9 protein-coding genes are annotated in these 13,089 nt (G+C 57.3%); 7 read left to right on the top strand and 2 right to left on the bottom strand.

The window, feature by feature from the left end; all coding sequences use genetic code 11:
* The first annotated feature begins 8 nt into the window (after positions 1 to 8).
* Positions 9 to 644: an RluA family pseudouridine synthase gene (locus tag NTD81_RS01770; RefSeq protein WP_262178801.1), complete on the top strand. Its 636-nt coding sequence runs from the start codon at positions 9 to 11 to the stop codon at positions 642 to 644.
* Here the strand turns inward: NTD81_RS01770 and NTD81_RS01765 are convergent.
* A complete protein-coding gene (locus tag NTD81_RS01765; RefSeq protein WP_262178800.1) occupies positions 641 to 2,254 on the bottom strand; it encodes an ATP-binding protein in 1,614 nt (537 codons plus the stop codon). The two genes, NTD81_RS01770 and NTD81_RS01765, sit on opposite strands and share 4 nt — an antisense overlap.
* Positions 2,251 to 2,994, bottom strand: coding sequence for a response regulator (locus NTD81_RS01760; protein WP_262178799.1), 744 nt, complete (start codon positions 2,992 to 2,994; stop codon positions 2,251 to 2,253). Before NTD81_RS01760 ends, NTD81_RS01765 begins: the two co-directional genes overlap by 4 nt.
* A 742-nt stretch (positions 2,995 to 3,736) precedes the next feature.
* Here NTD81_RS01760 and NTD81_RS01755 point away from each other — a divergent pair.
* The 6 genes from NTD81_RS01755 (at position 3,737) to NTD81_RS01730 (ending at position 12,543) form a co-directional block, all read left to right on the top strand.
* Positions 3,737 to 6,646: a ribonucleoside-diphosphate reductase subunit alpha gene (locus NTD81_RS01755; RefSeq protein WP_262178798.1), complete on the top strand. Its 2,910-nt coding sequence runs from the start codon at positions 3,737 to 3,739 to the stop codon at positions 6,644 to 6,646.
* A 332-nt stretch (positions 6,647 to 6,978) separates the two neighbouring features.
* The gene (locus tag NTD81_RS01750; protein WP_262178797.1) at positions 6,979 to 8,223 is read left to right on the top strand and encodes a ribonucleotide-diphosphate reductase subunit beta; all 1,245 of its coding nucleotides are present in this window, start codon (positions 6,979 to 6,981) and stop codon (positions 8,221 to 8,223) included.
* A 92-nt stretch (positions 8,224 to 8,315) separates the two neighbouring features.
* Complete coding sequence (locus NTD81_RS01745; RefSeq protein ID WP_262178796.1) at positions 8,316 to 9,881, top strand: ATP-dependent nuclease; 1,566 nt, start codon at positions 8,316 to 8,318, stop codon at positions 9,879 to 9,881.
* 313 nt (positions 9,882 to 10,194) lie between these two features.
* On the top strand, positions 10,195 to 10,725 hold the full coding sequence (locus NTD81_RS01740; protein ID WP_262178794.1) for an REP-associated tyrosine transposase: 531 nt from the start codon (positions 10,195 to 10,197) through the stop codon (positions 10,723 to 10,725).
* Positions 10,726 to 10,959: 234 nt separating this feature from the next.
* Positions 10,960 to 11,367 (top strand): NUDIX hydrolase, encoded by a 408-nt coding sequence (locus tag NTD81_RS01735; protein ID WP_262178792.1) that lies wholly within the window; start codon positions 10,960 to 10,962, stop codon positions 11,365 to 11,367.
* A 459-nt stretch (positions 11,368 to 11,826) separates the two neighbouring features.
* A complete protein-coding gene (locus NTD81_RS01730) occupies positions 11,827 to 12,543 on the top strand; it encodes a sulfite exporter TauE/SafE family protein (RefSeq protein ID WP_262178790.1) in 717 nt (238 codons plus the stop codon).
* The last annotated feature ends 546 nt before the right edge of the window (positions 12,544 to 13,089 follow it).

Here is a 13,089-nt window from a genome sequence, read left to right as displayed (position 1 = left end):
GACCTGCCATGCCCCTTAGCCAGATCGAAATCCTTCATCAAGACGCCGCTTTGCTGGTCATCAACAAGCCCACCCTGCTGCTGTCGGTACCCGGTCGCGCGGAAGACAACCGCGACTGCCTGGTGACCCGCCTGCAAGAGAACGGCTACCCAGAAGCGCGCATCGTCCATCGACTGGATTGGGAAACCTCAGGGATTATCGTGCTGGCCCGCGACGCCGACAGCCACCGCGAGCTGTCGCGGCAATTCCACGATCGCGAAACCGAGAAAGCCTACACCGCCCTGTGCTGGGGCCAGCTGGAACTGGACAGCGGCAGCATCAACCTGCCACTGCGCTATGACCCGCCAACCAAGCCGCGCCACGTGGTTGACCATGAGTTGGGCAAACATGCCCTGACCTACTGGCGCGTGCTGCAGCGCTACGCCGAGCATTGCCGCGTGGAGCTGACGCCCATCACCGGGCGCTCGCACCAACTGCGCGTGCATATGCTGTCGATTGGTCATCCGCTGCTGGGTGACGGCCTGTATGCCCACGAGCAAGCCTTGGCCGCTTACCCGCGCCTGTGCCTGCATGCCAGCATGCTCAGCCTGACTCATCCGCAAAGCGGTGAGCGCCTGCGCTTTGAGTGCCCGGCGCCGTTCTAATCGACCTTCGGCGCCTGCTGCCGTGGCCAGAGCAAGGTGAAGCAGGCGCCACCCAAGGTGGCACTGCGACTGATCTGCGCCCGCCCGCCATGCCAATAGGCAATACGCCGCACAATCGACAAGCCCAAGCCATGCCCGCCTGATGCGCGGGTGCGGCTGTCATCCAAGCGCAGAAACGGCGTGAAGATATGCTCCCACGCCGCCTCCGGCACGCCGGGGCCGTCGTCCTCGACATCCAGCCGGCAGCGCTCGCCATCCACCTGATAACTGATGCGCACCCGCCCTTCGGCGTGACGCAGGGCGTTGCTGACTAGGTTTTGCACGGCGCGGTGCAGATAGCGCAACTCAGCCTCGACCCAACCGCTGCCGTCCGCCGGGTCCTGCGAGGCGCCCAGCTCGACCTGGACGCTGGCCCGTAGCGGCGCCAGCTCACCAATCACCTGTTCGATCAACGGGCGCAGTTGCACCTGCTGGAAGTACAGCGCCGGCGCGCCCTGCTCCAAGCGGGCATAGGTGAGCATCTCATCCACCAGCTTATCGAGGTCCTGGATATCGTTATCCATGCCCTCCATGTACTTATCGCGCGCCGTGGCGTTGGGCGCCTCGGTGATCATCTCCAGACCAAAGCGCAAACGCGCCACCGGCGTGCGCAGCTCGTGGGACACCGCGCGCACCATCTCACGCTGAATGCCCAAAGAACGCTGCAGGTTCTCGGCCATGGCATTAAATGCCGCCGCCAAGCGCGACACTGCATCGTTACCGGCACTGGGCACCCGCGCATCCAGCCGGCCACTGGCAATCCCGGTGGCGGCGCACTCCACGTCACCCAAGCGCTGCTCCAAGGGGCGCACCAGCAAGTACACCATCAGGCCGATCAGGCACAGGCTCAACGCCCCGATCAGCATCAGCCACTGCAAAGGGTAAGGATTCATCTGATACAGCGGGCCGATCTCCAGCACCCATGGCGTTTGCACAATGCCGGAGAACACATAGATGCTGTCGCCCCCGCGGCCCAGGGCCATCACCGTGTCGCCCTCCTCCACACGGCGGCGCTGATCGGGGTCGAGGTCGGCCTGATCGAGGCGCAGCAGGTGCAGATCAAAACCAAACTGCTTCTCCTGCTTAAGCGCGGCCAAGCGCTGGGGGTGTTCCTGCCAGGGATAACGGACTAACTCATCGGTGATCAAAAAACTGGTGGCGCGCACTAACTGTTCGCTGACCTGCTGCACATCGCCAACTAGCAGCAGATCGGTATCAGCGGCCAGTTGCGTATAAATGCGCACCTCGTGCACAGCGGTTTGCCGCACCAAGACCAGACCGCGCCGCAAGATATTGCGCGCACTGCCATCCAGCTCGGTGCTGGACAAAGGCTCAATGCGCAGTGGAATCCCCAGCAGGCGCCCCCACACCGTCACCGCACGCTGACGCTCGATGCCGACCATCGGCAGCAGGTTATCCGCCATCAACCTAAAGGTGCCCTGGGCCAAGCGCTCGCGGTACTCAGTGACGCGCATCTCGTTAAGCAGCTGTAACGCACCGCCACCCAGCAGCGCCACCAGCACCAACACAGCGAGCATGCCGCCATAGATGCGCAGGAAAATCGAGTTCATAACGGCGCCAGGCCGGGGCTGCCGTGCTGGGCCTCAGCGGCCTCAGCGACAAACAAATAACCTTTGCTGCGCACGGTTTTGATCAAACGCGGATGCATGGGATCGTCGCCGATCTTGGGGCGGATGCGCGAGATGCGCACATCAATCGAGCGGTCCTGGCCGTCGTATTCGATGCCGCGCAGGGCGTTGAAGATTTCTTCGCGGGATAAAATTCGCCCGGCATTGGAGGTCAGCAGCCACAGCAAATCGAACTCGGCACTGGTCAGTTCGATGCTCTGCTCGCCCAGCCAAGCCTCGCGCATGGCGCTGTCGACCAGTAACGCCCCGAACTGCAAACGCCGCCGCTCACCACTGGGTACGGCGGGCGCGTCATGACGCCGCAGCAAGGCACGAATGCGCGCCAGCAACAAACGCGGTCGCACCGGCTTGCAGACGTAGTCATCGGCGCCGCTCTCTAGGCCCAACACCTGATCCATGTCGTCGGTACGTGCAGTCAGCATCAGAATCGGCCCGCTGTATTGCTCGCGCACACTGCGGCAAATGGTCAGCCCATCGGCGCCGGGCAGCATCAGATCGAGGATCACCAGATCCGGCTGCTGCGCGATGATGCGCGCCGCCGCTTGGCCGCCGTCCATCTCAATGGCCACATCCAGGCCATTGCTCTGCAGGTAGTCGCGAGTCAGCTCCGCCAACCGTTGATCATCTTCAACAATAAGAATGCGCCACACCGGTTGTTCCACAGCCAACTCCAAAGCCGATCAAAACGACGCACATTGTAACAATGAGCCCCGGCCTGCGTAGCAAAGGCGTTGATACCACTTATTAAAAAAGCCCTTGCAATAAACGTTCTTTTCAGCCGCACCAGCCCCTACATCTAGTGTCGAGATGAGAGCTAGTGCACGTCCTGAAAATCACCGAAAAAAGCCCAGTAACACGCGACCAGCGGCGCACGCCAGCAGTGATGCGGGCTAGGCGGAAAAACCCGGCCTCAGCGCACAATGCACCCACAAGTTATCCACAAGTTATTCGCCAGTCATCAACTTGCAATAGGGCACCCAGCGCATTATCTTGTATGCCAATTACGCAACACCCACCACATATTGGGTTTAGCCGGCACACCTGACACAACAAGAATGAAACGCACAGGGCCTGATCCCAGCCTGTCACTGGTTGCCTGAAACGCTCTTTGCAACAGCCATAGCTTTATAAAACCAGCGGCGCCGTCTGTGCCGCTGGGAAACGAACTCCGGTGTAGCCGCCCACGCGACGACACCACTAGATGTAGTAGTTGAGGCACAAACGCCTCAATGCGTGACTTTTGAGCCAGGAAGGCGCCTTAGTCGTACCTTCCCTGCCCAGTTTGCAAGTCCCGCGCCCAGCCTATGGCTGAGCAGCGGCATTGTTGAAATGGAATGAATGGCAATCGCCACAGTGGTTGACGGCAAGACGCCTTACTAAAAAATACAGAACATGGAGACTTTTATGCATACCGACACCTCCCGCGAGAACCCGCAGGCCAATGCGCCGCAGGCCAGCGATGACAGTCAGAGCCTGAGCGCCACCGCGCCAGGTCAACTGCGTGTGATCAAGCGTAACGGCACCGTGGTGCCGTACACCGACGACAAGATCACTGTTGCCATCACCAAGGCTTTTCTCGCTGTTGAGGGCGGCACTGCTGCCGCTTCGTCGCGTATCCATGAAACCGTTGAGCGCCTGACTGAACAAGTCACCGCCACCTTTAAGCGCCGTATGCCTTCGGGCGGCACTATCCACATCGAAGAAATCCAGGACCAGGTTGAACTGGCTCTGATGCGTTCCGGCGAGCAGAAAGTCGCGCGCGACTACGTGATCTACCGTGAGTCGCGCACCCAGGCGCGCAAAACCGGTGGCTCTGAAATCGCCCAGCCACACCCGAGCATCCGCGTCACCCACGCCGACGGCAGCGTTGCGCCGCTGGACATGGGCCGCCTGGACACCATCATCCGCGAAGCCTGCGAAGACCTGGCCGAAGTCGATGGCGCGCTGATCCAGAAAGAAACCCTGAAAAACCTCTACGACGGCGTGGCGCAAAGCGACGTCAACACCGCGCTGGTGATGACCGCCCGTACCCTGGTTGAACGTGAGCCGAACTACAGCTACGTGACCGCCCGCCTGCTGATGGACAACATCCGCGCCGAAGGCCTGAGCTTCCTCGAAGTCGCCACCAGCGCCACCCACCACGAGATGGCTGAGCTGTACGCCAAGGCTCTGCCGGCTTACATCGCCAAAGGTATCGAGTTCGAACTGCTCGACTCGAAACTGGCCACCTTCGACCTGGAGAAACTCGGCAAGGCGATCAACCACGAGCGCGATCAGCAGTTCACCTACCTGGGCCTGCAAACCCTGTACGACCGCTACTTCATCCACAAAGACGGCATCCGCTTCGAGCTGCCGCAAGTGTTCTTCATGCGCGTGGCCATGGGCCTGGCGATTGAAGAGAAAGATAAAGAAGCGCGCGCCATCGAGTTCTACAACCTGTTGTCGTCCTTCGACTACATGGCCTCGACCCCGACCCTGTTCAACGCTGGCACCCTGCGTCCACAGCTGTCCAGCTGCTACCTGACCACCGTGCCGGATGACCTGTCGGGCATCTACAACGCCATCCACGACAACGCCATGCTGTCCAAATTCGCTGGCGGCCTGGGTAACGACTGGACCCCAGTACGCTCGCTGGGCGCCTACATCAAAGGCACCAACGGCAAATCCCAAGGCGTGGTGCCGTTCCTCAAAGTGGTCAACGACACCGCCGTTGCGGTTAACCAGGGCGGCAAGCGCAAAGGCGCCGTGTGTGCCTACCTGGAAACCTGGCACATGGACATCGAAGAGTTCATCGAGCTGCGTAAAAACACCGGTGACGATCGTCGTCGTACCCACGACATGAACACCGCTAACTGGATTCCTGACCTGTTCATGAAGCGCGTCTTCGACGACGGCAAGTGGACCCTGTTCAGCCCAAGCGAAGTGCCAGATCTGCACGACCTGACCGGTAAAGCCTTCGAAGAGCGCTACGAGTACTACGAAGCCCTGACCGAGTACCCAGGCAAGATCAAGCTGTTCAAGACCATCCAGGCCAAAGACCTGTGGCGCAAAATGCTTTCCATGCTGTTTGAAACCGGCCACCCATGGCTGACCTTCAAAGACCCATGCAACCTGCGCAGCCCGCAGCAGCATGTCGGCGTGGTCCACAGCTCCAACCTGTGCACCGAAATCACCTTGAACACCAACAAGGATGAGATCGCCGTGTGCAACCTGGGCTCGGTCAACCTGCCGAACCACATCGTTAACGGCAAGCTCGACACCGCCAAGCTGGAGAAGACCATCAAGGTCGCGGTGCGCATGCTCGATAACGTCATCGACATCAACTACTACAGCGTGCCGCAAGCGAAGAACTCCAACTTCAAGCACCGTCCGGTTGGCCTCGGCATCATGGGTTTCCAAGACGCCCTGTACCTGCAACACATCCCGTACGGCTCCGACGCAGCGGTAGAGTTTGCTGACAAGTCGATGGAAGCGGTCAGCTACTTCGCCATCCAGGCCTCGTGCGACCTGGCCGATGAGCGCGGCAGCTACTCCACCTTCGAAGGTTCGCTGTGGAGCCAAGGCATCCTGCCGCTGGACTCGCAGCAGATCCTGATCGAAGCCCGTGGCCAGAAGTACATCGATGTGGACCTGAGCGAATCCCTGGATTGGGCACCGATCCGCGAGCGCGTGAAGAAAGGTATTCGTAACTCCAACATCATGGCCATCGCACCGACCGCGACCATCGCCAATATCACTGGCGTATCGCAGTCGATCGAGCCGACTTACCAAAACCTGTATGTGAAGTCGAACCTCTCCGGCGAGTTCACCGTGATCAACCCCTACCTGGTACGCGACCTCAAAGCACGCGGCCTGTGGGACTCGGTCATGGTCAACGACCTGAAGTACTACGACGGTTCCGTGCAGCAGATCGAACGCATCCCACAAGACCTCAAAGAGCTGTACGCCACCGCCTTTGAAGTGGAGACCAAGTGGATCGTCGACGCCGCCAGCCGCCGTCAGAAGTGGATCGACCAGGCGCAGTCGCTGAACCTCTACATCGCCGGCGCATCGGGCAAAAAACTCGACGTGACCTACCGCATGGCGTGGTTCCGTGGCCTGAAAACCACCTACTACCTCCGTGCCCTGGCTGCCACCAGCACCGAGAAGTCGACCATCAACACCGGCAAGCTCAACGCGGTATCCAGCGGTGGCAACAGCGAAGGTCTGCAAGCTAAGCCGCAGGCGCCGAGCAGCGAGTTCACCAGCGCAGGTCCCGCTCCCGTACCGAAGGCCTGTGCCATCGACGAGCCAGACTGCGAAGCCTGCCAATAAGGTAGGGGCGCTCGCCAGAGCGGCCCGCGCGGTGTTGCCAGCCCCGCCGAACCCCATCACGTACAGGCGTACGCTCAGGGGCTTCGGCGAAGCAGGCGCCTAGCGCTGACTCGCTCTGGCAAACGCCGTATAGAACTGTGTAGTTAAAAGATTTCTCTTAGCGCTCGCTCAGCTCCACGCTGGCCAGATCGCTAGATTAAGAATTCGCTTTAAGCGCGCCTGCTTTCTCGCAGCGCAGCAGCTCGAAGCCCACAGACTTTGTTTTTGCGTGCACTCATGCACCTATACTTTTTATGACCGGCCACGCCGGCACCCGATCAGGAGAACACCACATGCTGAGCTGGGACGAATTCGACAAACCTGAAGAAGGCGCAGCCCCCGCTAAAGCGGCCGCTGCGGCACAACAGGGCAATACCGATGCACTGGACAGCGACGCAGCCGGCTCCGTTGAGCAAGCGCGCGCCATCGACGCCAACGACTCGGCCGCGGTAGCCCGCGCCAAGGCCTCGCTCAACGAACTGGATATCCAGGAAGGCCTCGACGATCTGGCCGGCGCCAGCGCCCGCGTACACGTCGGCGACAAGCAAATGATCAACGCCCGTGCCGACCTCAACCAACTCGTACCATTCAAGTACGACTGGGCCTGGCAGAAATACCTCGACGGCTGCGCCAACCACTGGATGCCGCAAGAAGTCAACATGAACGCCGACATTGCCCTGTGGAAGAGCAAAGACGGCTTGAGCGAAGACGAGCGCCGCATCGTCATGCGTAACTTAGGCTTCTTCTCCACCGCCGACAGCCTGGTGGCTAACAACCTGGTGCTGGCCGTATACCGCCTGATAACCAACCCCGAGTGCCGCCAGTACATCCTGCGCCAGGCCTTCGAAGAGGCGATCCACACCCACGCTTACCAGTACTGCATCGAGTCGCTGGGCATGGATGAAGGCGAGATCTTCAACATGTACCACGAGATTCCCTCGGTAGCCAAAAAAGCCAGCTGGGGCCTCAAATACACCCGTTCGATCAGCGATCCGAAGTTCGAAACCGGCACCCCGGAAACCGACCGCCAGTTCCTGCGTAACCTCATCGCTTACTACTGCGTACTGGAAGGCATCTTCTTCTACTGCGGCTTCACCCAGATCCTCTCCATGGGCCGCCGCAACAAAATGACCGGCACCGCCGAGCAGTTCCAATACATCCTGCGCGACGAGTCCATGCACCTGAACTTCGGTATCGACGTGATCAACCAGATCAAGATCGAAAACCCACACCTGTGGGATGCCGAGATGAAGGACGAAGCCACTCAGATGATCCTCCAGGGCACCCAACTGGAAATCGAATACGCCCGCGACACCATGCCACGCGGCGTACTGGGCATGAACGCCTCGATGATGGAGGACTACCTCAAATTCATCGCCAACCGCCGCCTGACCCAGATCGGCCTGCCAGAACAATACCCAGGCACCAGCAACCCATTCCCATGGATGAGCGAAATCATGGACTTGAAGAAAGAGAAAAACTTCTTCGAGACCCGCGTGATTGAGTATCAGACTGGTGGTGCGCTGAGCTGGGATTGATTCCAAAGCGCCACTATTGTACGTTCGTCCTACACCTGACTTGGTTGTAGGGGAACTACCAAATAAGAACCCCGCCTAGTGCGGGGTTTTTTATGGATGAAAGAATGAGATATCTTGAGAGTAATAAAGACAGAGAATTAAGGCGATGGTTTAAGCATGACTTAACACATGCCCACCTCAGGGAAATCCAAATAAAGACCGGAGATATCAGAGGCCTCTCATCACTTAATCTACCGCTCGAATTTCCAATTACAGCAATAGCTGGAAAAAACGGATCTGGCAAGTCGACGATTTTAGCAATCGCCTGCTGCGCATATCATAATAAAAAAGATGGATTCAAAGCCCCAAACAGAAAGCAAAGTTACTACACTTTTGCTGACTTCTTTATTCAACACAAAGAAGAGATTCCTCCTAGCGGAATAGAAATCCTCTACAGAATCGCCCACGACAATTGGCGCAAGACCCCAAGCTCACCAGATGGTAAGGGCATCGGCTATCAATTGCGAGTTAAAAAAAAGGGGAAGTGGAACGAATATGGAACACGAGTTAAACGAAATACTGTATTTGTCGGAATAGAAAGAATAGTACCACACAGCGAAAAGAGCCAATCCAAAAGCTACAAGAGATACTTCTCCAGCACAGGTCCCAAAGAATGGGAAATCAAGGTTAAAGAAATTGTTGGATATATACTTAATAGAAAATACGACCATTTCAAGCTAACCAGCCACTCAAAATACCGCCTACCAATCGCTTCAAGTTCTGGAGTCGTTTTCTCGGGATTCAACATGGGCGCAGGTGAGAATGCCTTATTTGAAATATTTTCAACCATATATAGCTGCCCAGAGGGTGCGCTATTTGTTATTGACGAAATAGAGCTAGGGCTACATATCGAAGCCCAGAAAAGATTCATCAATAAGCTAAAGAACGTATGTCTAGAGCAGAGGTGCCAAATAATTTGTACAACTCACTCGAAAGAAGTCTTCGAATGCCTACCAGATGAAGCGAGGATTTTTATAGAGCGTGTTGGGGGGAACACAAGAGCAACAACAGGAATTTCTGCAGAGCTAGCTTTCGCTAAATTAAGCGCTCAGAATTCTAGCGAGCTATTAATTCTTGTTGAAGATGATGTGGCTAAGATCCTAGTATCAACAATATTACCAAGCGAGATAAGATCAAGAGTAAGAATAGAAAATATCGGATCATCATCAGCTCTATGCGTACAACTGGCAGCCGAATTCAACAGGAGCAAAAAAAACAACATACTTGTTGTATTTGACGGAGATCAAAAGCAAAAAGAAAAACACAATAAAAAGCACACGCTAAAAACATCCGAGAAAGCTGAAGACGGATTCGAAGAATGGTTTGCAGAAAACATAAGCTATCTGCCCGGAAATTCATGGCCTGAGCTGTGGATACTAGATTTAAACAAAAAAAATATCAGCATAACATCCAAACTCACTCAAACCGAAGAATCTAACCTAACCGAAATAATAGATTCCGGAATAGCAGCTGGAAAGCATAATGAGTTCCATGAAATAGGAAAGCTTCTCGGGCTTTCTCGCGAACAAGCCATTTTTAGCTTCTGTACTGGTATTGCCACCCTCCAAACTGAGGAGACAAAGGATCTCTTGGAGAAAATAATAAAAAAAATCAAGTAATCATCGTGTAGCGAGCGATTAGCCCGGAGACCTGCGCCCCGTAGCGAGTAGCCCGGATATCCGCACAACCAAACGGTGGAGGGATAAAGCGTCCTCCACCCTACAAAAGCCATCTCAAACGAGCGAGTAGCCCGGATATCCACACAACCAAACGGTGGAGGGGTAAAGCGCCCCCCCCCCCTACAAAAGCCATCTCAAACGAGTAGTTTGGATTGAGCCCCGCCCATGCAAGTGGGCGCAATCTCCCGTAGGGTGGACAACGCGAAGCTTGTCCACCATGGTCAATATCCGCAGCGCTCAAGGATGAGCCCACATGCCCAATTACCGCCGTGCCCGCGTGCCTGGGGCTACGTACTTTTTTACGGTTAATTTGCACGACCGCACAAGCGATCTATTGGTGCGAGAAATCGATTTGCTGCGCGCAACGGTACGCGCCACTCGCGCGCGTTATCCCTTCCATATCGATGCCTGGGTCGTGCTGCCCGAACATATGCATTGCCTGTGGACGCTACCGCCGGGCGATGCGGACTTTGCCCGGCGCTGGCAGGTGATCAAATTTGCCTTCGCCAAACGCTTGCCCGCCAGCGAACCCCGCACCATTAACCAACAACGCCGCAATGAACGCGGCATTTGGCAACGCCGCTACTGGGAACACCTGATCCGTGACGATCACGACTACCAACGCCACTTCGATTACATTCACTACAACCCGCTCAAACACGGCCATGTGCAACGGCTAATGGACTGGCCTTACTCCAGCTTCCACCGCGCCGTACGCATGGGTCTATATTCGAACGACTGGTGCGGCGACCCACTGCTGGATGATCAAGGCATTACTGAATAAACGCCTGTGTGGATGTTTATATCCTGCAAGGTTTGCCGGGCTTTGTTGGAGTTAAGGTGGAGGAGTGAAGCATCCTCCACCCTACGACAGCTGCACGTACTGGGTGGCAAATTGGCTGCGGATAAGGCGCCGGTCTTCGATTTGGCCCGTGCATAAGCCCTGCATGGCTTGCCCGGTGCACGCCTCGCGACTACCTTAACGCGCCCTCAATCCGCCTCGATGAATGCCCTGTCTATGCCACCGACCCTCCTCACTATCGCTGCCGCGTGCTTATTCGATAACCACGGCCACTTGCTCTTGGTCCGTAAACGCAACACCCACGCCTTTATGCTGCCTGGCGGCAAAGCCGAGGCGGGTGAAGCGCCACTCGCAGCCTTAACTCGGGAGCTGAGCGAAGAGCTCAATCTCAGCCTGCCGGAGGACGCCTTCAGCTACCTCGGTGAGTTCCACGCTGCGGCGGCCAACGAAGCGGACACCTGGATCAAGGCCAGCCTGTTTAAAGCCGACTTGCCACACCCCGTAAGCCCCGCCGCCGAGTTGGAGGAGCTGCGCTGGTTGGCGCCGACCGATCCATTACCCGCCACCCTCGCCCCGCTGCTGCGCGAACAGGTACTACCGCTGATTTGGCCCGCTAAGGGTTAAACCAATTGCACGGAAAGTGGTATGCGAGACAGATGGATAAGCGAAGCCTCATCTACCCCGCACAAGAGCCATGGCTGGGTGGACAACGCGAAGCTTGTCCACCACCAAATGCGCCCAAGCGTCTAAGTACGGCGACCGCTAAGGGACACGGCCAACCGAAGCCCGTCGGGGAATTTGCATCACTACAGCTATGTACATGCCGCCAACGGTGGAGGGATATAGCGTCCTCCACCCCACGGTATAGACACTCCCTGGAGACAGCACCTGCCATCTGTCCTGCGCAAGGTTCCACACAGAAAGCCAGCTGGACAAGGCACAGCGCGTACAGCAAATTACCCGCGCAGCGCTCAGAAAAGCGCTTCGCCGTCCAACGACGCGCAGCCCCACTCCTGCCCATTGTGCAAATGTTCGACTAGCCCATTCGCTTGCAGCCCAACGCATCCCCTAAGGCGCTCCCTGATGACGATCATTATTTTGGTGTTTCTGCTCGCGGGCCTGATTAAGGGCGTAATTGGCTTGGGTCTGCCCACCATCGCCATGGGTCTGCTCAGCGTGGTGATGCCGCCCAGCGTCGCCGCCAGCCTGCTGATTATCCCGTCGCTGGTCACTAACCTCTGGCAACTGCTGATCGGGCCCAACTTTATCCGCCTGTTCAAACGCCTATGGACCATGAACGCGGCGATCATCCTCGGCAGCCTGGTCAGCCCCCTGCCCTCGTTAAACTCTGGCTCCAGCTGGACCCAAGCGGCCCTTGGCTGGGTGATTGTGGCGTATGGCCTGTGGGGGCTAGCCGCCAAAGCGGCGCCGAATCCGAGCCGGCATGAGCGCTGGTTATCCCCCATCATGGGCTATATCACTGGCGCGATTAGCGCCGCCACCGGTCTCTTTGTGATTCCAGCCGTGCCGTATTTACAGGCATTGCAATTAAACAAGAACGACTTGGTACAGGCCCTAGGACTGGCCTTTACCGCCTCGACCATCGGCCTAGCGTTGCAATTAGCCAAGGGCGATGCGCTGGCGCAGCTCGATTACAGCCAATGCGTGGTGGCCTTAATCGCCGCGCTGGTGGGGATGTTCTTCGGCCAACACCTACGCCGGCATATCAGCGAAATCGCCTTCCGCCGCTGCTTCTTTATCGGTTTGATCGCATTAGGCGTTTATATGGCGTGGCGTTAGGGCGGCTGAGGTCAAACTCAGGCTTGAGTTTGATTACTGAGTCGCCTGGTCAAGCCAAATTGAGCACAAGCCAATAGCCTAGATATGCGCGGCTCTGCATGGGTGGATAGCTGCATGTGTGTAACGGTGGATGGGTGAAGCGTCATCCACCCTACAGGCCCCACGCTCTCGGGTAGGGTGGACAACGCGAAGCTTGTCCACCGCTGGCTGCCCATACGCTCGCCCCAACCAACGACCCAATCTAGATTTATATGCATGACACCGGCAAATAGCGTGGCTAGTGTCATGCATGCAATGGTGGAGGGATGAAGCGCCCTCCACCCTACGGGCCGCGCGCCCTCGGGTAGGGTGGATAACGCGAAGCTTGTCCAGCGTTGGCCGCCCATACGCTCGCGCCAACCAACGACCCAATCTAGATTTATATGCATGACACCGGCAAATAGCGTGGCTAGTGTCATGCATGCAATGGTGGAGGGATGAAGCGCCCTCCACCCTACGGGCCGCACGCCCTCGCGTAGGGTGGACAACGCGAAGCTTGTCTAGCGT

Origin of the sequence: Pseudomonas sp. 5P_3.1_Bac2 (assembly GCF_025465995.1) — a bacterium.
Lineage (GTDB): Bacteria > Pseudomonadota > Gammaproteobacteria > Pseudomonadales > Pseudomonadaceae > Aquipseudomonas.
This window is presented reverse-complemented; position numbering and strand designations above follow the sequence as displayed.

Bases quoted from the DNA above. Each gene is read 5' to 3' on its own strand.
- NTD81_RS01730 (WP_262178790.1), top strand. From the start codon at position 11,827: ATGACGATCATTATTTTGGTGTTTCTGCTCGCGGGCCTGATTAAGGGC.
- NTD81_RS01750 (WP_262178797.1), top strand. From the start codon at position 6,979: ATGCTGAGCTGGGACGAATTCGACAAACCTGAAGAAGGCGCAGCCCCC.
- NTD81_RS01765 (WP_262178800.1), bottom strand. From the start codon at position 2,254: ATGAACTCGATTTTCCTGCGCATCTATGGCGGCATGCTCGCTGTGTTG.
- NTD81_RS01770 (WP_262178801.1), top strand. From the start codon at position 9: ATGCCCCTTAGCCAGATCGAAATCCTTCATCAAGACGCCGCTTTGCTG.
- NTD81_RS01745 (WP_262178796.1), top strand. From the start codon at position 8,316: ATGGATGAAAGAATGAGATATCTTGAGAGTAATAAAGACAGAGAATTA.
- NTD81_RS01735 (WP_262178792.1), top strand. From the start codon at position 10,960: ATGCCACCGACCCTCCTCACTATCGCTGCCGCGTGCTTATTCGATAAC.
- NTD81_RS01740 (WP_262178794.1), top strand. From the start codon at position 10,195: ATGCCCAATTACCGCCGTGCCCGCGTGCCTGGGGCTACGTACTTTTTT.
- NTD81_RS01755 (WP_262178798.1), top strand. From the start codon at position 3,737: ATGCATACCGACACCTCCCGCGAGAACCCGCAGGCCAATGCGCCGCAG.